Source organism: Blastomonas sp. (assembly GCF_030373265.1).
Taxonomy (GTDB): Bacteria; Pseudomonadota; Alphaproteobacteria; order Sphingomonadales; family Sphingomonadaceae; genus Blastomonas.
The window spans coordinates 36,950-57,486 of sequence record NZ_JAUCZC010000009.1; the positions used below are offsets into that span (position 1 = coordinate 36,950).

The window sequence follows — 20,537 nt, forward strand, 5'->3', positions numbered from 1 at the left end:
TGCGTTAGCCTTCTCATCTGAACGACAACTCGCCCCGCCGGTCCCTTCCGGCGGGGCTTTTTCTTGGCAACTGCCGCCGCGCCATGATCGCGTTTCAGGCTTAACGGATTAACCACTGCACTTAAGCTGTTGTTTCGATGTTATGCGCTATAGCGTCTTGGGGGTCCGAGGTTGTTCCGGACTGAAGCAGGAACGCTATAGCCGCATGGATCAAGGCCTGGTCACGGCAGGATCGATAACCGTCACGGCGGCAGACGTCGGGATGCGCCTGTCGCGTTTCGATCCGGCGGCCCTCGATGCAGCGTTCGTGAACGCCTGGCACCGGCTTGCCGATACCGCCAGCGAGCCCAATTTTTTCCATGCGCCCGAGTTTCTGGTTCCCGCGATCCGCCACTGCGATACGCTGCGCCGAGCCGAGATCGCCGCGGTGCATATCGATGACCAGTTGTGCGGACTGATGCCGATCGCGCGCGAGACGCATTATGGCCGATGGCCGGTGCCGCACAGCCAGAACTGGCGGCACCCCAACTGCTTTCTGGGCACGCCTTTGGTTCGGCCCGGCCACGAAACCGCATTCTGGCAAGCGCTGCTTGGCGATCTTGACCGCAGGTCGAATGCGGGCCTGTTTCTGCACCTGCACGGCATCGCCACCGATGGCCCGGTGTTCGCCGCGCTGGAGCAGCTTTGCGCCCGCCAGCAACGCGGCTGCGCCATCGTGCTCGCCGAAGAACGCGCGATGCTGGCGACCGACCTCGATGGCCCCGCCTATTACGAGCAGGTGGTGCGCAAGAAGAAGCGCAAGGAACTGGCCCGCCTGCGCAACCGGCTCGCCGAGCTTGGCAGCATCGAAACCATCGAGGGCTGCGAGCCCGCCGGGCTCGATGCCTGGCTGGCCGAGTTCATGGCGCTCGAGCAATCGGGATGGAAGGGCCGCAACGGCTCTGCCCTGACCGATATGACGGAGACCCGGGCCCTGTTTCTCGAGGCGAGCCACGCCGCGCACGCCTCCGGGCGGCTGCATCTCATCGCCATGCGGCTCGATGGACATGCGATCGCAATGCTGGTCAATTTCCTGAGCCCGCCCGGCGGCTTCTCGTTCAAGACCGCTTTTGCCGAGGAATACGCCCGCTTCTCGCCCGGGGTGCTGCTGCAGATCGACAATCTCGATATTTTGAAGCATCATGGCCTCGCCTGGATGGACAGCTGCGCCGCCGAGGGCCATCCGATGATCGACAGCCTGTGGGCCGAGCGCCGCCATGTCGCGCGCGTGTCGGTCGCGCTCAAGGGCTATGGTCGCCCTGCCCTGTTCGGCCTGTTCCGCCAGGGCGAACGCATGATGGACCGTCGCCGCGCCGCTGCTGCCGGTGCCCCCGCGCCTTCCCATTCCGTGGAGAATGACGATGACTGATCAGCCCCATCCGGCCGAATTTGCAGATGCCCTGACCGGCGCGGTGTTCACCGGCGATGCCAAGGCACGCTTTGCGCTGTGCTATCCCGAAACGCCGCATGTGCTCAGCCACTGCCTGCTGCAGCACCCGCTGCTCGAGCTCGAGGCGCTGGCGAAGCTGGGCGAATCGCTGCCCGACCGGTCGCTCGAATACAACCGCGGCGATCTGCCCATCGGCATCCGCCCCGAGGACGTGCCCTCGAACGGCATGACCATCGGCGAGACGATCCGCGGGATCGACAGCGCCAACAGCTGGTGCGTGCTCAAGAACATCGAACAGGTGCCGGCCTATAGCGATCTGTTGCTGGCGCTGCTGGGTGAACTCGACGATGTCACCAGCGTGACGACCGGCGCGATGCTGCGCCCGGAAGGCTTCATCTTCGTGTCCTCGCCCGGATCGATGACGCCCTATCATTTCGATCCCGAACACAACATCCTGCTGCAATTGCGCGGCCACAAGACGATGACGGTGTTCCCGGCAGGCGACCCGCGCTTTGCCGCGCCGCAAGCGCACGAGGCCTATCATTCGGGCGGCGGGCCGCGCAATCTGCCCTGGGACGAGGGCTTTGCCGCACACGGCACCGATTACCGCCTCGATCCCGGCCAGGCGATCTTCGTCCCCGTGATGGCGCCGCATTATGTCCGCAACGGCGACAAGCCCTCGATCTCGCTGTCGATCACCTGGCGCTCCGAATGGAGCTATGCCGAGACCGACGCGCACGCGATGAATTCGGTGCTGCGCAAGTTCGGCCTCAACCCCGCCCCGCCCCGGCGCTATCCGGTCAACAATGCGGTGAAATCCTTCGGCTACCGGGTGCTGCGCAAGCTCGGGCTCGACTGAACGCACCACCGGGCGCACCACCCGCCGCACAGTGGCTGGACCTGACGCGGTTTTTCGCACACAGCCTCACAGATGTCCGAACGTCTGAGCATCCTTCTGCAGCACCTGCTGCCCAAGCAACTCGTCACCACGCTGGCCGGGCGTGTAGCCGGAGCGCGCGGCGGCGGCGCGACCACCAGGCTGATCCGCTGGTTCGTGGGCCGCTACAAGGTCGACATGAGCGAGGCGGAAAACCCCGATATCGCAAGCTATGCCAGCTTCAACGACTTTTTCACCCGCCCGCTCAAGGCCGGTGCGCGGCCCTTGGCCGACGCGGATTTCGTCAGCCCGGTCGATGGCGCGATCAGCCAGTTCGGCGCGATCGACGACCACCATATCCTGCAGGCCAAGGGCCACCGCTACACCATCACCGATCTGGTCGGCGGCGATGCCGCGCTGGCCGCACCCTTCCAGCATGGCAGCTTTGCCAATCTGTACCTGTCGCCGCGCGACTATCACCGGTTGCACATGCCCTGCGACGGGCGGCTGATGCGGATGATCCATGTTCCCGGCGCGCTCTACTCGGTCAATCCGGTGACCGCACGCGGCGTCGCCAACCTGTTCGCGCGCAACGAGCGCGTGGTGTGCGTGTTCGAATCGCCCGAGCACGGCCCGTTCGTGATGGTGCTGGTCGGCGCTACGGTGGTGGGCAGCATGGCGACGCCCTGGCACGGGGTGATCAACGCCAAGCGCACGGGCAGGCTCTCGCAATGGGATTACACCGATCAGGACATCACGCTCGCCAAGGGCGCGGAAATGGGTCGCTTCCTGCTGGGATCGACGGTGATCATGCTGTTCCGGCAGGACAACATCGTGTTCAATCCCGATTGGGCGCCCGAACGGCCGGTGCGGCTGGGCGAGATGATGGGCAATCGCCCGGGCTGACCACGCCTCGCCGGGGCCTCGCCGGGGCCTCGCCTTATAGATAGCGGTCGAGCGCCGCGAAGATGTCGCGGATCCCCTGCAGGTCGCTGGTCGCGCGCAGCTTGGCGATGGCGGGCTTCACCTCCAAAGTATAGTCCTGCACGCCGCTGTCCCATTGCCGCAGCTCGCCTCCGATCGCGCGGATGAAGCCGATCGCGGCCTGGTTTTCCGCCAGCGTCTGGATGTCGAGCACTGGCATCTGCTCGGCGCAGCAGTTGATCAGCAGCACCGCCGTCAGCATCCGACCCAGCCCGATGCCGTGATAATCGTCGAGGATCGCGACCGAGAACTCGCCCGACCGGTCCTGCTCGGAGCTGCGGAAGGCGTGGACCGCGCCGATCGCGGGGTTGTCCGCGCCGTCCATATGGATCGCACCCCAGGCGATATGGTCATGCCCGTCGGCGTCGACCAGTTTCCGGATGACGCTGTCCGATGGCATCGGCTGCACCGAGAAGAACCGCAGATAGCGCGACTGGGTGGAAAGATGCGCGATGCCCGCGCGCATCTGCTCGGCGTCCGAGCTGCGGATCGAGCGGATGCAGATCGATCTGCCGTCGCTGGCGGTGGTGTGGATGATCTGGTCGATGATCTCGCCCGAAGGCCGTTCGTCGCTCATTGGTCTTGCGCCCTCGCTCAGTCTTTGCCGCTCGGACTGCATCACAATCGACCGGCGGCGTTTTTGCAACCTAGCAAAATCCGGCCGACCAACGATATAGCATGCAGCCCTGCCCTTGGCCCATCGGAAGGTTACCCCGCCAATGACTGCATCGACCCTCGCCGCCGACATCGCGACCCGGCCGGACCGCGCCGAGACGGTCGAGTTGCTGACCCAGATCGAGCAAAGGCTGCGCTGGCTGTCGTCGTGGATGATCCACAACGCCAACACGCTGCGCGACAAGCGTGACGGCCTCAAGGTCGGTGGGCACCAGGCGAGCTGCGCCTCGATGACCGCGATCATGGCGGCCTTGTATTTCCACGCGCTGCGCCCGCAGGACAAGGTTGCGGTCAAGCCGCATGCCGGGCCCGTGCTGCACGCGATCCATTATCTGCTCGATGAGCAGACCCGCGAGAAGATGGAGCGCTTCCGCGGGCTTGGCGGGGTGCAGAGCTACCCCTCGCGCACCAAGGATTCCATCCCGGTGGATTTCTCCACCGGATCGGTAGGCCTCGGCGTCGCGATCACCGCGTTCTCCTCGCTGGTGCAGGATTATCTGATCGCGCACGGCCAGATGCGCGAGGAGCAGTCGGGCCGGATGATCGCGCTGATGGGTGATGCCGAGCTCGACGAGGGCAACATCTACGAATGCCTGATCGAGGGCTACAAGCACGATCTGCGCAACTGCTGGTGGGTGGTCGACTACAACCGCCAGTCGCTCGATGCCACCACCGCCGACCGCATGTTCCGCCGCTTCGACGACATCTTCGAGACCTGCGGCTGGCGCGTCGTCACGCTCAAGCACGGCAAATTGCAGCGCGCGGCCTTCCAGCGCCCCGGCGGCAAGGCGCTCGAGGACTGGATCGAGACCTGCCCCAACGCCGAATTCGCCGCGCTCACCTATCTGGGCGGCGCGGCGTGGCGCGAGCGGCTGATGCACGACATCGGCAAGAAGCGCGGCGTCGCCGATCTGCTCGGCTCGTTTGACGACGCCGAACTCGCCCGGCTGATGACCAATCTGGGCGGGCATTGCATCGAGACGCTGCTCGACGCCTTTGACAGCATGGACGACGAGCGCCCGACGCTGCTGATCGCCTATACCGTCAAGGGCTATGGCCTGCCGCTCGCAGGGCACAAGGACAACCATTCAGGGATGATGAACACCGGCCAGATCGAAAGCCTGCGCAGCGATCTGGGCATTTCGCCGGGCGAGGAATGGGGCAAATGGTCCGGGTTGGGCGACAACCTCGCCAGCACGCTGCAGGCGTTCGTGGATGCCAGCCCGATCGCGCGCAAGCAGGCCGAGCATGCCGCGCCCGCCATCCCCCTGCCCGACCGGCTGCCGGTGCCCGAAGGCAAGGAGCAATCGACGCAAGCGGCGTTCGGCAAGGTGCTGCACGATCTGGCCAAATCGAGCGAACCGCTCGCCGACCGGCTGGTCACCACCGCGCCCGATGTCACCCAGACCACCAATCTTGGCGCGTTCGTCAACCAGCGCGGACTGTTCCGGCGGCAGGAGCTCGCCGATGTCTACCAGCGGATCAAGATCCCCTCGGCGCAGAAATGGTCCGCGCACCGCGCCGGACAGCATATCGAGCTGGGAATCGCCGAGAACAACTTCTTCCTCGCGCTGGCCTCCTTGGGCCTTGCCGCGCCGCATTTCGGCACGCGGCTGATGCCGGTGGGAACCGTCTATGATCCCTTCATCGCGCGCGGGCTCGATGCGCTCAATTACGGCTGCTACCAGGATGCGCGGTTCCTGCTGGTCGGTACGCCCTCGGGGATCACGCTGGCCGGCGAAGGCGGCGCTCACCAGTCGATCAACACCCCGTTGATCGGCATGGGCCAGCCGGGGCTGGAAAGCTTCGAGCCGGCGTTTGCCGACGAGGTCGCGCTGATGATGGGCTGGGCGTTCGCGCATATGCAGGCGGACGGCGGCAGTTCGGTTTATCTGCGGCTGACGACGCGGGTGATCGAGCAGGCAGCCCGCACGGATAGCAGCTGGGAGGACGACGCGATCGCGGGTGCCTATTGGCTGCGCGAACCGTCGGGCCAGGCAGACGCCGCGATCGCCTATTGCGGCGCGGTCGCGCCCGAAGCGCTGGCGGCGTGGGACGCGCTCAAGGACGACATCCCCGGGCTCGGCCTGCTCGCGGTGACCTCGCCCGACCGGCTGCACCGCGACTGGTCCGCGCAGCGCGCCGCGCGCTGGACCGGCAAGGCGCAAGGTCCCAGCCATATCGAAAAGCTGCTCGGCGCTCTGAGCCCTGATGCAGGCCTCGTCACCGTGCTCGATGGATCGCCCTCGGCGCTGTCTTGGCTGGGTGGGGTGCGCGGCCACCGGGTCAGCCCCTTGGGCACCGACCGCTTCGGCCAGACCGGCGACCTGCTCGATCTGTATCACGCCTATCGGCTCGACCGCGAGGCGATCATCGATGCGATGGCCGAGCTGGTGCTGCAGCGCGGATGAGGAGCACAACACGATGAGCGCCTGGCGGCTGGCGGCTGCGGTGGACGATATCCGGCCCGTTTTGTTGGATATGCGGGCCGACCATCCGCTGTGCGCGATCGCGACTTTGGTCGAAACCTCCGGCCCCGCCCCGCGCGAGATCGGGGCGCAGATGCTGATCACCGACGCCCAGCATTGGGGCTTCCTGTCCGGCGGCTGCATCGAGGACGATGTCGCGCGCCACGGACGCGAGGTCATCCTCGATGGCGAACCCCGGCTGCTGCGCTATGGCGAGGGCAGTCCGTGGATCGATATCAAATTGGCCTGCGGCTCGGGGATCTCGGTGCTGGTCGAGCAGGTATCGCTGGCAGAGCCTTCGGTGGCGGCGCTGCTGGAGGGGTTTGCCACCCGCACGCCGGTGCTGTGGCGCAGCGACGGTCGCACGCGCGACGCCGTGTCCGCGACAACCCCGCCGCCCGAGCCATGGGATGGAAGCCACTACGCCAAGCTGTTCGAGCCGGTGCTGCGGCTGGTGCTGATCGGCGAGGATGCTGCGGCGCTGGCGAGTGCTGCGCTGGCGCAGCAGGCGGGCATGGAGGTGGCGCTGATCACCCCCAACGGCCCCGAACAGGCGCCGTTTTCGGGCATCGGCTATTATCGCACCGCCGCGGTTGATGCGCTGGACGCCATTGGCCTTGATCGCTGGACCGCGGTCGCGGTGATGTCCCATGACCGCGAGGACGACGAGCAGGCGCTGGCGCACGCGCTGCAGTCCGAGGCGTTCTACGTGGGTGCGATCGGTGCGCGCGCGCGGCTCGAGATGCGGCGCGAGAAATTGCGCGGCCATGGCGTGTCCGAGCGCGCCATCGCGCGGCTGCACGCGCCGATCGGGCTTCAGGGCTTCGGCAAGGCGCCGCGCGATATCGCGCTGTCGCTGGTCGCCGAAGTTGCGCGCAATTTCCATGCGCGCTCGGCGGTCAGCAGGTCCTCGGGCGAATCGATGTCCAGGATCGCGCCGATATCGTCGGTCTCCAGATAGGCGACATCGCGCCGGCGCTTGAGGCCGTGCGCCGCACCCTGATCACCTTCAAGCCGGGCCAAGTCTGCCACCGCCTCGCGCACGAAGCAGACCGGATGACCCGGCCTGCCGTCGACAACCGGCCGTGCGGCATAGCCTGCCGTCTCGGCGAGCTCCGCCAGCCGACCGCACAGCGCCGCAGGCACCAAAGGCATATCGCCCAGAAACACGAACACGCCCTTGCGGCACGCGGCGAGCGCGACGCTGCCGGTGCGGATCGAGGCGGCCATGCCCTCCTCCCATCCGGGTGTCGGCACGATGCGGCAGGACAGCCCTTCGAGCGCGGTCGCGATTGCGCGGTGCTGGTCGCCGGTCGCGACCAATACGGTATCAAACCCCGCCGCCAGCACCGCTTCGGTGGTCCTCCGGATCACCGGCACGCCGCCCAGATCGGCGAGCAACTTGCCCCCGCCAAAGCGCCGCCCCGCGCCTGCCGCGAGGATCAGCGCGCCCCAGCCTTCAAGCACGCGGGCCGCGCACGATCAGGCCTTGGCCTGGGTCAGAATGGGCAGCGTGCGGATGCGCTTGCCGGTCGCGGCGAACAGCGCATTGGCGAGCGCAGGCGATGCCGGCGGGACGCCCGGCTCGCCGATGCCGCCGATCTTGGCCCCGCTCTCGAGGAAATGCACGTCGATCATCGGCGGCGCATCGGCGAGCTTGAGGATGTTGTAATCGTTGAAATTGCTCTGCACCACCGCGCCCTTGTCGAGCGTGATCGCCTCGCCGATCGCCGAGGACAGCCCCATGATCAGCCCGCCTGCAATCTGCGCCTCGGCGTTGAGCGGATTGACCGTGGTGCCGCAATCGACCACCGCCCAGGCCTTGAGCACCTTGGGGCTGCCATCCTCGCGCACGCTCGCCTCGATCACTTCGGCGACGATGGTGCCGAAGCTCTCGACGATGGCGATACCGCGCCCGACACCCTCGGGCAACGGGCTCCCCCAGCCGGCGCGCTGGGCGACGGTATCGAGCACCTTGAGGTGGCGCGAGCCTGCAGGCAGATGCTTGCGGCGGAACTGGTAAGGATCCTCGCCCGCGGAATGCGCCAGTTCGTCGATGAAGCTTTCGTTACAGAAGCCGATCTGGGTCGAATTCACCGAGCGCCACGGACCATCCATCTGGTTCGACTGATAGCTGAAATGCCGCCGCGAGGTAGCGGGAATCGCGTAGATGAAGCTGGTCTCACCCTCGGCATCGCCGCTCTGCACATAATCGGTGCGCCAGGCGCTGATCCTGCCGTCCTGGCCCAGCGTTGCCTTCAATTGCGCCGAGGATTGCGGGCGATAGGTGCCGTGGCGCACCTCTTCCTCGCGGCTCCAGATCAGCTTCACCGGATAGGGCACCTGCTTGGCGAGCAACGCCACCTGATCGATGATTTCGGTCATGTCGGGGAAGCGTCGTCCGAAGCCGCCGCCCATGATCATGGGATTGAACACGACATCGTCCATGGCGATGCCCGCCGCCTTGGCGGCGCGCGCGCGAGTCGAGAGCGGGTCCTGCAGACCGCCCCACAGCGTGAGCTTGCCCTGCGCGTAATGCCCGGTCAGCGCGAATGGCTCCATCATCGCGTGGTGCAGAAACGGGACGCGATACTCGGCGGTCAGCGTCTTTGCGCCCGCCACGCCGAACGCGGCATCGACATCGCCCTCGCCGCCCTCGTTCTCGGGCTTGCCCGCCTTGCGCAGCGCTTCTTGTGCCGAGTAGATCGAGGCGCTGGAAACATTGCCATGGCCGCCATCGGAGAACTGTGGGCTGAGCGCCTTCAGCCCCTTTTGCGCCTGCCAATAGCGTTTGGCGACGACGATCACCGCATCATCGAGCTTGATGACCTTCTCGAGCCCCGTCACGGCGAGCGCGGGCTTTTCGTCCACCGACAGCAGCTTGCCGCCGCGCACCGGGGCAGCGGCGATGGTCGCGACGCGCATCTCGGGCAGAACAAGATCGATGCCATAGACCGCGCTGCCATCGACCTTGGCGGGGATATCGAGCCGGGGAACCGGCTTGCCGATCAGCGTGAACTGGTCGCGCGTCTTGAGCACCGGGTCGCTCGACAGCGAGCGTTCGGCCGCGCCCGCGGCAAGCTCGCCATAGCGCAGCGCCTTGCCGGACTTGGCGTGGATCACCTTGCTGTCCGCAGTGGTTAGCTCGCTTGTCGGAACGCCCAGGCGATCAGCCGCCTCCTCGATCAGCGCGAGCCGGACCGCTGCTCCCACCGTGCGCATGCCAACCTGGCCGGTGTAGCGCACCGCCGACGAGCCACCGGTGATCTGAAGCGGCAGCGAGCGCGCGATCATCGCGATCAGTGCACCGGGCAGCGCGTTGATGACGCCGGGGGCACCCGACATCTCGGCGAGAAAGCCCTTGCCCAGAGGCGTGTTGGCAAAGGCGGTGTCGGCAGGCGCCTGCTCGACCCTGACCTTGCTCCAGTCGGCATCGAGCTCGTCCGCGAGCATCTGGCCAAGCGCGGTATGGCTGCCCTGGCCAAAATCGATGTGCGGCGAATAGACGGTGACGGTGTCGTCCTCGGCGATCTTCATCCAGCCGAGGAAATTGCGGTCGTTGCCGGTCTCGGTCAGCGTCTTGGCGCGCGCCCTGGCTGAGCTGTCGCTCCAGTAGACGCCGAACACGCCGCCGCCGACCAGCAGCGCGCTGCCGACCAGAAAGGCGCGGCGCACCATGCCCTTCTTCTTCTTCGGCGGCGCAGCTTCGATCGGCATATCGAGGTGCGGGGTGGGATTGTCTGCCATCATGCGTCTCCCTGCAAGGCGGCCGCAGCTTGCCCGGTCGCCGCGAGGATCGCCTTGCGGATGCGCGGATAGGTGCCGCAGCGACAGATGTTGGTCATCGCCTCGTCGATCTGCGCGTCGCTCGGGCTTCCGGTCGCCTCGATCAGCGCCACCGCCGCCATGATCTGGCCCGACTGGCAATAGCCGCATTGCGGCACCTGCGCCTCGATCCACGCCCGCTGGACGGTGTGGAGCGCGCCATCGCTCCCTTTGAGCCCCTCGATGGTGGTGACCGAGCGGCCTGCGATTTCGCTGATCGGTACGCTGCACGAGCGGGTGATCTGGCCATCGACATGCACCGAACATGCCCCGCACGCGGCAATACCGCAGCCGAACTTGGTGCCGGTGAGCTGCAAATCCTCGCGCAGCGCCCACAGCAGCGGCGTATCGGCATCCGCCTCGACGCTTACATCCCTGCCATTGACCTTGAATTCGATTGCCACTGCGCGCCACCCCTGTCGTCTAGATCAGTCCTGTATTACAACCTAATGCCCGGCGGGCCAATGCAAATAACGCATGGCGGCAAGTGCGCGCGCCGCCCTCGCCAATCGAACGCGTCTGGTGCATGCTTGCCCAAAGGAGCGCGGGCGCATGATCTATATCTGGCTGAACATTGTTCCGATCCTGGCGGCGACCTTTGCCGGGCTGGCCATCGGCTATGCCTGGGCGCGGGCATCTGGACGGGCAATCGGCATCGGCGTCGGCATCGCCGCGCTGATTGCCGAGTTCTGGCTGGTCGCGATCCTGGCCGGCGCGGTGATCCTCGCACCCGATCAGGCCCCGCCCTGGACGATGGCACTGGGCAGCGCGTTCATCATCTGGATTGGCTTCGTGCTCCCCGCTTTGGTGGTGAACCTGAGCGTCGGCGGAGCCGGGGCGCGCGCCATCGCCAGCGCGGCGGGATACTGGCTGGTGACGATGCTGGTGCAGGCTGCCGTGCTGCAGGCCATGGGGCTGGTGCCGCCCCCCGCGGGGTAGATCCGGCGCCTGCCGACCACGGCAACTGGCGGTAACCGCAACAATCGACTATCGCGTTCGTAATATGGTGACGACCCGCCGATCCAGACCCGCACCCGGGCACCGACGCCACGCCATGAGGCCGCACATCCGATGACCGCCGCCAGTCCCGAAACCACGGATCCCCAAACCTTTGGTGTCGTGAGCTACAACATCCGCAAGGCGATCGGCGCCGACCGCAGGCATGATCCCGAGCGGATCATGCGCGTGCTCGCGGAAACCGGCGCGGACATCGCGGTGCTGCAGGAGGCCGACCGCCGCCTCGGCGAGCGGCACAGCGCGCTGCCTGCAGGTCTGGTCGCAGAAGCCGGCTGGCAGGTGGTGCCGGTCACAACCGCGCGCAACGGCATCGGCTGGCACGGCAACGCCATCCTCGTCTCGCCGCGGGTCGATATCATCCGCGGCGAGCGGCTGAAGCTGCCGATGCTCGAGCCGCGCGGCGCGGTGCTGGCGGACCTGGAAATCGACGGCAGCCCATTGCGCATCGTCGGCGCGCATCTCGACCTGTCGGGCCTGTGGCGGCCACGCCAGCTCAAGGCCCTGGTCGGCCATGTCCACGCGCAGGACGAGGAGCGCCCGACATTGATCACCGGTGATTTCAACGAATGGCGCCGCGAGCCATCGGGCCTGCTCCACCTGGTGCGGCACTTCGAGCATATTCGCCCGGGTCCCAGCTTCCCCGCGCGCTGGCCGGTGGGGCATCTCGATCGGATGTTCGTCTCGGCCGAGCTGGCGGTGGAGCAAGCCGCGGTGCACTCGAGCCGTCTGGCGGCCCTGGCGTCCGATCATCTGCCCGTCTGGGCCAAATTGCGTCTGCCCGGCACCCGATGAGCTTGTGGGGGGCGATCCTGCTGGTGCTTGCGGGGCTGGTCGCGGCCGTGGTTGTCCTGCGGCTGATCTTCCGCTTGCCCAAGCTGCCGCCCGAACCTGTCCCTCCCCCGCCCGAGGACACGCCCGACAGCCGGATCGGCAAGGCGATCGCGGGGCTCGAGGCGGAGCATCCCGGCCTGTCCGGCATCCTGCCGCTGATCGACTCGCGCGGGGCTTATGCGGCTCGGGTCAAGCTCATCCGCGCGGCCGACCGCTATCTCGATGTGCAGTATTACATCTGGCGCGAGGATGTCGCGGGGCTGTTGCTGCTGGAAGAGCTGCGCGAAGCCGCCGACCGCGGGGTAAAGGTCCGCCTGCTGCTCGACGACAACGGCATCGCCAGGCTCGATGACGAACTGGTCGCGCTGGAGAGCCACCCCAATATCGAGGTGCGGCTGTTCAACCCCTCGGTGATCCGCACGCCAAAGCTGATCGGCTATCTGCTGCATTGCATCCGGCTCAACCGGCGGATGCACAACAAGAGCATGACCGCCGACAACCAGATGACAATCATCGGCGGGCGCAACATCGGCGATGAATATTTTGGTCCCGGCGACCAGCCCGAATTCGCCGATCTCGACGTGCTGGCGATCGGTGCGATCGTCCCCGAGATGGCCGCAGATTTCGCGCGCTACTGGACCAGCGCGTCGTCCTATCCTGCCCCCTTGATGCTGCCGTCTGCTGGCCCCGGTGCGCTGGGTGAGCTGGCGCGCAAGACACAGCGGCTGAAGGACAGCGATCGGCTGGCACAAGAGTACGAGGCTGCGGTCGATACCCTGTCCTATGCCGACCCGCTGACCCATCACGCGATCGATTACGACTGGGTGCCGGTAAAGATGATCAGCGATGATCCCGCCAAGGCACTGGGCCATTCGCCACGCACGCCGCAGCCGATCGGCGAGATCGGCGCGATCATGGAGCAGGCGCGCGAACGGCTCGGTCTGGTGTCGGCCTATTTCGTCCCGGCCAAGGCAGGCGCTGCCATGTTCGAGGCGCTGTCGGCCCGCGGGGTCACGGTCGACGTGCTGACCAACGCGCTCTCGTCGACCGATGTCGCGGTGGTCCATGCCGGCTATGCCCGCTATCGCAAACAATTGCTGCGCGCCGGCGTGCATCTGTGGGAAATGAAAGGCGATGCTCCGCGCCATCCGGCGCCGCGCAGCGGTGTGATCGGCAGCCTGCCACGCTCGAGCCGCTCGTCGCTGCACGCCAAGACCTTCACCATCGACGGCCAGAAGCTGTTCGTCGGATCGTTCAATTTCGATCCGCGCTCGATGCATCTCAACACCGAGCTCGGCTTTCTCATGGACAGCCCCGCGCTTGCCAGCCGTCTGCAGGAGCTGTTCAGCGTACCGATGCGCCAGCGCGCCTATCAGGTCGAGCTGACCGAAGGAGGCGCGCTGCGATGGATCGACGAGCGCCCCGATGGCACGGTGATCCACACTCACGATCCCGCCACGACCCTGCTGCGCCGTGCGCAGGTGGTGTTCTGGCGCGCGATGCCGGTCGAATGGCTGCTCTAGGCTATTTGCCCGCGACCCTTTTGTAACGCCACGCCTGCGGCTTGCTGCCATCGATCATCGACGCTTCGGCGTGCAGCATCCCGCCCTCCATCCAGTAACGGATGCGCTGCGGGTAGGTGTGGTTGGGGTTGACGAAGACCACCTCGGCCGGGCCCGCCTTGACCGCGCGAAAGGCGGCGGCGGGGTTGCCGAAGGGCGATCCGTAGAACATCAGATCGCCATTCTCGTTGCGCGCGATCCGCATGAACTCATAGCTGGTGACCGCATCGGCGCGGCCGCCGCGCCCGGTGCCCAGCATCGTCTGCGCGCGGCATCCGGTCCAGTTTTCTTCGGTCCAGCGGTCGTCGGCCTCTTCGGACAGCCAGCGTCCTTCGATCCAGCATGGCAGCGATGGCGGCGCAGGCAGGCTCGGCAGTGCTGTTGCCTGCAGGGCCATTCCGATGATCCAGCCCGTCAGTCCCATGCCCGTCCCCTATTTGCGTCCGTCGCGCAGCAGGTAGATGCCGCTGGCGATGATGATCCCGGTGCCCGCCAGTGCGACCAGATCAGGATAGTCGGAATAGAACACCACCCCGATGCCGATCGCCACCAGAATCTGGACGTACACCATCGGCGCGACCACCGCCGCCGACCCGCGCACCGTTGCGGTGTAGATCAGCATGTGCGCAAAGCTCGCCGATACCGCGACCACGGTGCACACCAGGATCACATGATTGCTGGGCCAGCCGACCCGCAGCGGCGGATAGCCCGAGACATGGCCGATCGCCGCCGCCAGCACCAGGATCGGCGCCGCGATCGCGGCCACCAGAAACTGCATCAGCAGCACGCTGCCGGACCCTGCGGCGCGGGCATTGGTCATCATCAGCCCGCTCATGCCGAACGCCGCCGCCAGCGGCAGCAGCGCCGCCACGCCAAGATCGGCAAAGCTCGGGCGCAGCACAATGATCACCCCGACAAAAGCCACCAAGGTCGCCAGCCATCGTCCCCGGCTGAGCTGCTCGCGATACAGGATCGACGATATCACCGCGGTCAGCAACGGCGCCATGAACTGGATCGACACCGCGGTTGCCAGCGGCATCATGAAGATGCTGGTAAAGAACGTCAAAGTCGCCGCAGCCAGGAAGAAACCGCGCGCAAGCTGCACCCTGGGCCGCGGGAACCGGAACCCCTTGGGGCCCTCGACCAGCAGCAGCACCACGCCGAGCCCGATCGCACCGATGGTAAAACGCAGCGCCGCCACCGCCATGCCGGGCCATTCGCCGCTGGCGGACTTGATCATCCCGTCGCCGCCGGACAGCAGCGCGAAGCCTGCCAGCGCATAGGCCATTCCGGCCGCGATATTGGTGCGATTGGCCTCGGCTGCGGTCTGGGAATCGGAATTATCGGGCAATGCGCAGACCTGCTTGGATGTTGTTAACTTTTGCCGGGCTTAATGCCCGATATGCGGTGTGATGCAAGCTGCATCACGGCCGCCCGGCGCTGTCATCCGTCCTTATGCCCGGTCAGCCAAGGCTGGCGTTAGGACATTGTCAAAGTTTCCGGGCTATTCACCATTCTGGTCATCGACAGATGTTTGATCTGTCAAATAATCCGGGAAAATCGGTCATCATGAGCGCGTTTGGCAGAAAAAACGGAATAGGTCAGATGGGCGCCGGGGCGCGGCCAAGCTTTGGCGTGGCACGCCCGATGAAGGGCGGAGGACCTGCCCCTGCCCCCGAATCCCGGCTCGGCCTGTCGCTCGATATGGGCGGCGATCAGTTTCCCGACCTTGATTCCGCCGAACTCCCCAGCCTCGACATGCTGGATCAAACCCCCGAGAGCGTCGCGCTGAACGAGGCGATGACCCGGCTGTCCGATCGCGCCAATTCGATCGCCGACACCGGGCCGCGGGTCGAAGGTTTCGAAGCCTCTGTCCACAAGATCAAGGAACAGGTGCTGCCGCGCCTGCTCGAACGCGTCGATCCCGAAGCGGCTGCCACGCTGACCAAGGACGAGCTCGCCGAGGAGTTCCGCCCGATCATCCTCGAAGTGCTCGCCGAATTGAAGCTGACGCTCAACCGGCGCGAACAGTTCGCGCTCGAGAAGGTGCTGATCGACGAGCTGCTCGGCTTCGGCCCGCTCGAAGAGCTGCTTACCGATCCCGACATCACCGACATCATGGTCAACGGCCCCGAGCAGACCTATATCGAAAAAAAGGGCAAGCTCACCATCGCGCCGATCCAGTTCCGCGATGAGGAACATCTGCTGCAGATCGCCCAGCGCATCGTCAACCAGGTCGGCCGTCGGATCGACCAGACCACGCCGCTGGCCGATGCCCGTCTCAAGGACGGCAGCCGCGTCAACGTCATCATTCCGCCGCTGTCGCTGCGCGGCACCGCGATCTCGATTCGTAAGTTTTCCGAAAAGCCGATCACGCTCGACAATCTCAAGGATTGGAACGCGATGTCGGAAAAGATGGCGACCGCGCTGAAGATCGCCGGCGCCTGCCGCTTCAACGTCGTCATCTCGGGCGGTACCGGCTCGGGCAAGACGACCATGCTCAACGCGCTGTCGAAGATGATCGATCCGGGCGAGCGCGTGCTGACCATCGAGGATGCCGCCGAACTTCGCCTGCAGCAGCCGCACTGGCTGCCGCTGGAAACGCGTCCGCCCAACCTCGAAGGCAAGGGCGCGATCAGCATTGGCGATCTGGTCAAGAACGCGCTGCGTATGCGTCCTGATCGCATAATCCTGGGCGAAATTCGTGGCGCGGAGTGCTTCGATCTGCTCGCCGCGATGAACACCGGTCACGATGGATCGATGTGTACGCTCCACGCCAACAGCCCGCGCGAAGCCTTGGGCCGTATGGAAAACATGATCCTGATGGGCGACATCAAGATCCCCAAGGAAGCGATCAGCCGCCAGATCGCCGAATCGGTCGATCTGATCGTCCAGGTCAAGCGCCTGCGCGATGGTTCGCGCCGCGTCACCAACATCACCGAGGTGATCGGCATGGAGGGCGAAGTCATCGTCACCCAGGAACTGTTCAAGTTCGAATACATGGACGAAGGCGCCGACGGCAAGATCATCGGCGAATACCGCTCGACGGGTCTGCGCCCTTATACGCTGGAAAAGGCGCGGCAGTTCGGCTTCGAACAGGCATTCCTCGAAGCCTGCCTGTAAACGCCCTCCGGCCGATCAATAGCCCTTGAGCGCGATCGCGGTGGCGAACACCGCGATCACCGCCGAGACGATGAGGATCAGCGGCCAGGGCATGAACCCCACCCGGTCGAAATTCCGCCGCCGCATGCGCCGCGAATCGGCAATCGCCGCAGTTCCTGCAAGCGCGGACATGGCGATGGCAAGCTGGGCCCAGATGCTGTGCACGATATCGTCTCCTTGAGGCTGCTCATTTGGGGGCGCGTGCCGTAATGTCCAGCCCCGATCGCGCTTTGCAGTCATCCGGCATTGACCCGTGCGCACAACCGCATAGCTTTCTGTCGCAAGAGTCCCAGCGGGTGAGTTAGATGCGACAGGAACAATGCGGTGAGCCTTGAGATGCTGACGCTATTGGCGATGGCTTTGCAGCCGCCGCTTACCGTAAGTGAGGCGCTTGAACTGCCCGCAGCGGAAGCCGGCGACTGGGCATTGGCCGGACTCGAGCATGGCCCGATCGTCGAAGCGGAACGTGTAAAGAATCAGATGGCGCCACCTGGTGAGGTGGTGATGATCTACCGTGAGGCAGCAAGCCGGGTACCATTGGGATGCGCGCGTCGGTGGTGGAGAGTTGCCTTTGCCGACCGACGGACCCCTTCGGTCGATCAGGCAGAAGCAGAACTCGGTATCCGCGCCATCTCCCGCAATTCGGGGTATGAAGCGGCTCTAAGCAGCTCTGAACCGTGTCCGATTGATGGCTACGCCCTTGTTAGCAAAGGATTGCCGGTGTCGGTGGCCCTCGACGCATTACGCAAGCTTCGCCAGGTGGCAGCCGGCGAATCATCCCTCGCCATCGAATGCAAGGACTCGACACGATCCGATATTTGCAAAAGCCCGACGAACACGTTGACCGAGCTCGGATCGCTCCCTGCCAGAATGATAGAATATCACAACGGTCCATTCAGCATCGTGCTGGGTGTGCCTGACCAGCCGATGACATTGGTTATGTTTGGCGCGCCGAAGAGCAATAGCATGCAGGTCTCACGCTTCCTCCCTGCACCCTTTTGACCGCGCGCCCCCTCAGTCCGTCGCGACGGTCCGGAACACCATCGAGCGCCAGCCTGAACGATCGAACTTCTGCCATTCGCCTTCGGGCTGCGCCAGCCGGTCGGCGAGCGCGTACATCACCGCTGGGTTCACTGCCAGCCCGCAATGGCTGGCGATGACCTCGAGCGTTTCGGCCTGCGGCCCCGGCTTCTGCACCGACGCACGCCAGGCGACGATGCCGTCGCTGCGGCTGAGGATCGAGGTGGTGGGCACCGGCGGGGCTTCGTCGAGACGGCTGAAGCGACCCTGCCGCAGCGGCTCGGGATCCTTGCCGTTCAGCCGCTCGAACAGACGGCTGGCGTTGGTATAGCCGCGATCGTTGGACAACGGGCTGCCCAGGCTGATCACCTGGCGCACCTTGTCGGGGCTGTGCTTGGCCATTTCGCGCGCGAACAGTCCGCCCAGGCTCCAGCCGATCAGCGACACCGGCCTGCCCGACTCCTGGTGGACACGGTCGAGCAGCGCATACAGCGCCTGTTCGCGATCGCTGTTGAAGCGCAGGTTGCGTCCCAGATCCCAGCCATAGGTCGCATAGCCCAGATCGGTGAGTAGTCCGCGCATCGGCCGCGTCGAGGTGTCGCCCGCCAGAAAGCCGGGAAGCACGATGACAGAATGCCCATCGCCTTTGGGCAGCCGCTTCATCGCGCGGCGCAGCGCGACGAACCAGCCCAGCTCGAACACCGCCCTGCCCTCGCTCAGCGTCAGCAGGGGATGCGGTGGGCGGGCTTTGGAGGGGGTGGCTGTCTGGGTCATGATACGGCGGTTCCTGTCTGAGCCAGAAGATAGGAACGCGCCCAACCCATTTTAAGCCTCACTCCACCAGCGGCGGTCCGCGCTCGATCAGCGACCGGTCCAGTTGCCGGGGCGCTTCTCGACGAACGCCGCCATGCCTTCGGTCTGGTCCTCGCTGCCGAACAGCCCGTGGAACAGGCGGCGTTCGAACACCACCCCCTGCTGCAGCGTGGTCTCGAACGCGGCGTTGACCATTTCCTTGACCGCCAGCGTCGCCAGCGGCGCCATGCCCGCAATCGTGGTCGCCGCCTTGACGGCTTCCTCGACCAGATCGGCGACGGGCACGACCCGCGCAACCAGACCCGATTGCTCGGCTTCGGCCGCGTCCATCATCCGGCCGGTCAGGCACATGTCCATCGTCTTGGCCTTGCCGATCGCGCGCGCCATGCGCTGCGATCCGCCCATGCCCGGCGTCACCGCCAGCTTGATCTCGGGCTGGCCGAACTTGGCGTTGTCGCCTGCGATGATGAAATCGCACATCATCGCCAGCTCGCAGCCACCGCCCAGCGCGTAGCCTGCGACCGCGGCGATCACCGGCTTGCGGGTCGCAGTGACCCGGTCGTAGCCGGCAAAGAAGTTGCTGCCGTACATGTCGGCGAAGGACTGCGACGCCATTTCCTTGATGTCCGCGCCGGCGGCGAACGCCTTTTCGCTGCCGGTCAGCACCGCGCAGCCCTGGCTGGCGTCGGCATCGAACGCGCCGAGTGCGGCGATCAGATCGGCGAGCACCTGGCTGTTGAGCGCGTTGAGCGCCTGGGGACGGTTGAGCGTGATCAGCGTGACGGCACCGCGCTGTTCGACGAGCAGGGTTTCATAGGTCATCGTGCAATCTCCAATGGGGTCCAGGCCTGATCGGCGGGAAGCGGCGCAAAGATGCTGTCGAGCAGCGCATCAGTCACGCCTTCGGGGGTTTCGGGGTTCCAGCGCGGGGCATTGTCCTTCTCGATGATCAGCGCCCGCACGCCCTCGATGAAATCGTGCCTCTGCACGACGCGCGCGCCGATGGCGTATTCCTGCGCCATCTCACTGGCGAAATCGGGCATGGCCGCGCCTTCCTTGAGCTGGCGCAGCGCCACCTTGCAGGTCTGCGGCGACTTGTGCGCCAGCGTTGCGAGCTCTTTGCCGCTCCACTCCGAGCCCTCGGCCTCAAGCGCCGCGAGGATGTCCTCATAGCGGTCCGAGGCGAACAGCCGATCGATCAGCTCGCGGTTGCCGAGGATGCGCGCCGGCGGTGGTTCGACCGCGAGACTCTCGAGAATGTCGTCGATCCGGTCGGGGTGTTCGGCAATCTGCGCCTTGGCGTTGGCGAGTGTGTCGGACGGCAGATAGTGCGTGGCTAGGCCCAGCGCATGGCATTCGGCGCCATCAAGACGCGCGCCGGTCAGCGCCAGGAACTGCCCGGTGCGGCCCGGCAACCGCGACAGGAACCAGCCGCCGCCGACATCGGGGAACAGCCCGATGCCGGTCTCGGGCATGGCAAAGCGCGTTGCCTCGGTCGCCACGCGATAGCGCGCGGGCTGCGACAGGCCGACTCCGCCGCCCATGGTGATGCCATCCATGAACGCGACCACGGGCTTGGGGTAGACGAACAAAAGGTGGTTGAGCCGGTATTCGACGAAAAAGAATGCGCGCGCCTCGACCCCGTCCTTGGCGCCGCTGGTGGCGAGCATGCGGATATCGCCGCCCGCGCAGAAGCCGCGTCCTTCGGCATGGTCGATGATCACCGCCTCGACCGCGGGATCGTTGATCCACCCCGTCAACGCCTCGGTCATCGCCTGGCACATCGCGGTGGTCAGCGCATGGATCGCGCTGGGACGGTTCAAGCTGATGATGCCGGTGCGCCCTTCGACGCGGGTGATTACATCGCTGGTCAT

The 20,537-nt window shown here is 65.8% G+C and carries 19 protein-coding genes and 1 pseudogene; 10 read left to right on the plus strand and 10 right to left on the minus strand.

Annotated elements, in window-relative coordinates; all coding sequences use genetic code 11:
* Nucleotides 1-205: 205 nt before the first annotated feature.
* The 3 genes from QUV11_RS07270 (at nt 206) to asd (ending at nt 3,212) form a co-directional block, all read left to right on the plus strand.
* Nucleotides 206-1,408 (plus strand): GNAT family N-acetyltransferase, encoded by a 1,203-nt coding sequence (locus QUV11_RS07270; protein ID WP_300881307.1) that lies wholly within the window; start codon nt 206-208, stop codon nt 1,406-1,408.
* A complete protein-coding gene (locus QUV11_RS07275; protein WP_300881308.1) occupies nt 1,401-2,288 on the plus strand; it encodes a cupin-like domain-containing protein in 888 nt (295 codons plus the stop codon). Before QUV11_RS07270 ends, QUV11_RS07275 begins: the two co-directional genes overlap by 8 nt.
* A gap of 72 nt (nt 2,289-2,360) precedes the next feature.
* A complete protein-coding gene (asd, locus tag QUV11_RS07280) occupies nt 2,361-3,212 on the plus strand; it encodes an archaetidylserine decarboxylase (RefSeq protein WP_300881309.1) in 852 nt (283 codons plus the stop codon).
* 34 nt (nt 3,213-3,246) lie between these two features.
* Here the strand turns inward: asd and QUV11_RS07285 are convergent, their stop codons facing one another.
* On the minus strand, nt 3,247-3,867 hold the full coding sequence (locus QUV11_RS07285; protein ID WP_300881310.1) for a GNAT family N-acetyltransferase: 621 nt from the start codon (nt 3,865-3,867) through the stop codon (nt 3,247-3,249).
* Between the two features lie 142 nt (nt 3,868-4,009).
* On the opposite strand from QUV11_RS07285, the gene QUV11_RS07290 reads away from it, so the two are divergent.
* The gene (locus QUV11_RS07290; protein ID WP_300881311.1) at nt 4,010-6,376 is read left to right on the plus strand and encodes a transketolase; all 2,367 of its coding nucleotides are present in this window, start codon (nt 4,010-4,012) and stop codon (nt 6,374-6,376) included.
* A 13-nt stretch (nt 6,377-6,389) separates the two neighbouring features.
* Complete coding sequence (locus QUV11_RS07295; RefSeq protein WP_300881312.1) at nt 6,390-7,394, plus strand: XdhC family protein; 1,005 nt, start codon at nt 6,390-6,392, stop codon at nt 7,392-7,394.
* A gap of 23 nt (nt 7,395-7,417) precedes the next feature.
* On the opposite strand, the pseudogene QUV11_RS07300 reads toward QUV11_RS07295, so the two are convergent.
* The 3 genes and pseudogenes from QUV11_RS07300 to QUV11_RS07310 all read right to left on the minus strand — a co-directional run.
* Nucleotides 7,418-7,900: pseudogene (locus QUV11_RS07300) on the minus strand (NTP transferase domain-containing protein); the annotation flags it as partial.
* A gap of 15 nt (nt 7,901-7,915) precedes the next feature.
* Nucleotides 7,916-10,180 (minus strand): molybdopterin cofactor-binding domain-containing protein, encoded by a 2,265-nt coding sequence (locus QUV11_RS07305; protein ID WP_300881313.1) that lies wholly within the window; start codon nt 10,178-10,180, stop codon nt 7,916-7,918.
* Complete coding sequence (locus QUV11_RS07310; RefSeq protein ID WP_300881314.1) at nt 10,180-10,662, minus strand: (2Fe-2S)-binding protein; 483 nt, start codon at nt 10,660-10,662, stop codon at nt 10,180-10,182. The genes QUV11_RS07305 and QUV11_RS07310 overlap by 1 nt, the downstream gene beginning before the upstream one ends.
* Nucleotides 10,663-10,810: 148 nt before the next feature.
* Here QUV11_RS07310 and QUV11_RS07315 point away from each other — a divergent pair, with 148 nt between their 5' ends.
* From QUV11_RS07315 to QUV11_RS07325, 3 genes are all read left to right on the plus strand, one after another.
* Nucleotides 10,811-11,197, plus strand: coding sequence for a hypothetical protein (locus QUV11_RS07315; protein WP_300881315.1), 387 nt, complete (start codon nt 10,811-10,813; stop codon nt 11,195-11,197).
* Nucleotides 11,198-11,329: 132 nt separating this feature from the next.
* Nucleotides 11,330-12,067, plus strand: coding sequence for an endonuclease/exonuclease/phosphatase family protein (locus QUV11_RS07320; protein WP_300881316.1), 738 nt, complete (start codon nt 11,330-11,332; stop codon nt 12,065-12,067).
* Nucleotides 12,064-13,629, plus strand: a complete 1,566-nt coding sequence (locus QUV11_RS07325) for a phospholipase D family protein (protein ID WP_300881317.1) — start codon at nt 12,064-12,066, stop codon at nt 13,627-13,629. Before QUV11_RS07320 ends, QUV11_RS07325 begins: the two co-directional genes overlap by 4 nt.
* A 1-nt stretch (nt 13,630) precedes the next feature.
* Here the strand turns inward: QUV11_RS07325 and QUV11_RS07330 are convergent, their stop codons facing one another.
* The gene (locus QUV11_RS07330) at nt 13,631-14,092 is read right to left on the minus strand and encodes a DUF6265 family protein (RefSeq protein ID WP_300881318.1); all 462 of its coding nucleotides are present in this window, start codon (nt 14,090-14,092) and stop codon (nt 13,631-13,633) included.
* Between the two features lie 9 nt (nt 14,093-14,101).
* Entirely contained in the window at nt 14,102-15,019 is a 918-nt protein-coding gene (locus QUV11_RS07335) for a DMT family transporter (protein WP_300881319.1), read from the minus strand.
* A 218-nt stretch (nt 15,020-15,237) separates the two neighbouring features.
* Between QUV11_RS07335 and QUV11_RS07340 the strand changes: the two genes are divergently transcribed.
* A complete protein-coding gene (locus QUV11_RS07340) occupies nt 15,238-16,791 on the plus strand; it encodes a CpaF family protein (RefSeq protein ID WP_300881320.1) in 1,554 nt (517 codons plus the stop codon).
* 15 nt (nt 16,792-16,806) lie between these two features.
* On the opposite strand, the gene QUV11_RS07345 is transcribed toward QUV11_RS07340, so the two are convergent.
* Complete coding sequence (locus tag QUV11_RS07345) at nt 16,807-16,995, minus strand: hypothetical protein (RefSeq protein WP_300881321.1); 189 nt, start codon at nt 16,993-16,995, stop codon at nt 16,807-16,809.
* A 159-nt stretch (nt 16,996-17,154) separates the two neighbouring features.
* Here QUV11_RS07345 and QUV11_RS07350 point away from each other — a divergent pair, with 159 nt between their 5' ends.
* Complete coding sequence (locus QUV11_RS07350) at nt 17,155-17,832, plus strand: hypothetical protein (RefSeq protein ID WP_300881322.1); 678 nt, start codon at nt 17,155-17,157, stop codon at nt 17,830-17,832.
* Nucleotides 17,833-17,844: 12 nt separating this feature from the next.
* Here the strand turns inward: QUV11_RS07350 and QUV11_RS07355 are convergent, their stop codons facing one another.
* The 3 genes from QUV11_RS07355 to QUV11_RS07365 all read right to left on the minus strand — a co-directional run bounded on the left by QUV11_RS07355 (nt 17,845) and on the right by QUV11_RS07365 (nt 20,537).
* Entirely contained in the window at nt 17,845-18,624 is a 780-nt protein-coding gene (locus QUV11_RS07355; protein ID WP_300881323.1) for an alpha/beta fold hydrolase, read from the minus strand.
* A gap of 87 nt (nt 18,625-18,711) precedes the next feature.
* Nucleotides 18,712-19,485: an enoyl-CoA hydratase gene (locus QUV11_RS07360; protein ID WP_300881324.1), complete on the minus strand. Its 774-nt coding sequence runs from the start codon at nt 19,483-19,485 to the stop codon at nt 18,712-18,714.
* Entirely contained in the window at nt 19,482-20,537 is a 1,056-nt protein-coding gene (locus tag QUV11_RS07365; protein WP_300881325.1) for an enoyl-CoA hydratase/isomerase family protein, read from the minus strand. Before QUV11_RS07365 ends, QUV11_RS07360 begins: the two co-directional genes overlap by 4 nt.

What these genes read in the sequence shown, in the direction of transcription:
- QUV11_RS07270 (WP_300881307.1), top strand. Translation starts at nt 206, where the DNA reads ATGGATCAAGGCCTGGTCACGGCAGGATCGATAACCGTCACGGCGGCA.
- QUV11_RS07275 (WP_300881308.1), top strand. Translation starts at nt 1,401, where the DNA reads ATGACTGATCAGCCCCATCCGGCCGAATTTGCAGATGCCCTGACCGGC.
- asd (WP_300881309.1), top strand. Translation starts at nt 2,361, where the DNA reads ATGTCCGAACGTCTGAGCATCCTTCTGCAGCACCTGCTGCCCAAGCAA.
- QUV11_RS07285 (WP_300881310.1), bottom strand. Translation starts at nt 3,867, where the DNA reads ATGAGCGACGAACGGCCTTCGGGCGAGATCATCGACCAGATCATCCAC.
- QUV11_RS07290 (WP_300881311.1), top strand. Translation starts at nt 4,010, where the DNA reads ATGACTGCATCGACCCTCGCCGCCGACATCGCGACCCGGCCGGACCGC.
- QUV11_RS07295 (WP_300881312.1), top strand. Translation starts at nt 6,390, where the DNA reads ATGAGCGCCTGGCGGCTGGCGGCTGCGGTGGACGATATCCGGCCCGTT.
- QUV11_RS07305 (WP_300881313.1), bottom strand. Translation starts at nt 10,180, where the DNA reads ATGGCAGACAATCCCACCCCGCACCTCGATATGCCGATCGAAGCTGCG.
- QUV11_RS07315 (WP_300881315.1), top strand. Translation starts at nt 10,811, where the DNA reads ATGATCTATATCTGGCTGAACATTGTTCCGATCCTGGCGGCGACCTTT.
- QUV11_RS07320 (WP_300881316.1), top strand. Translation starts at nt 11,330, where the DNA reads ATGACCGCCGCCAGTCCCGAAACCACGGATCCCCAAACCTTTGGTGTC.
- QUV11_RS07325 (WP_300881317.1), top strand. Translation starts at nt 12,064, where the DNA reads ATGAGCTTGTGGGGGGCGATCCTGCTGGTGCTTGCGGGGCTGGTCGCG.
- QUV11_RS07330 (WP_300881318.1), bottom strand. Translation starts at nt 14,092, where the DNA reads ATGGGACTGACGGGCTGGATCATCGGAATGGCCCTGCAGGCAACAGCA.
- QUV11_RS07340 (WP_300881320.1), top strand. Translation starts at nt 15,238, where the DNA reads ATGAGCGCGTTTGGCAGAAAAAACGGAATAGGTCAGATGGGCGCCGGG.
- QUV11_RS07355 (WP_300881323.1), bottom strand. Translation starts at nt 18,624, where the DNA reads ATGACCCAGACAGCCACCCCCTCCAAAGCCCGCCCACCGCATCCCCTG.
- QUV11_RS07360 (WP_300881324.1), bottom strand. Translation starts at nt 19,485, where the DNA reads ATGACCTATGAAACCCTGCTCGTCGAACAGCGCGGTGCCGTCACGCTG.
- QUV11_RS07365 (WP_300881325.1), bottom strand. Translation starts at nt 20,537, where the DNA reads ATGACCAGCGATGTAATCACCCGCGTCGAAGGGCGCACCGGCATCATC.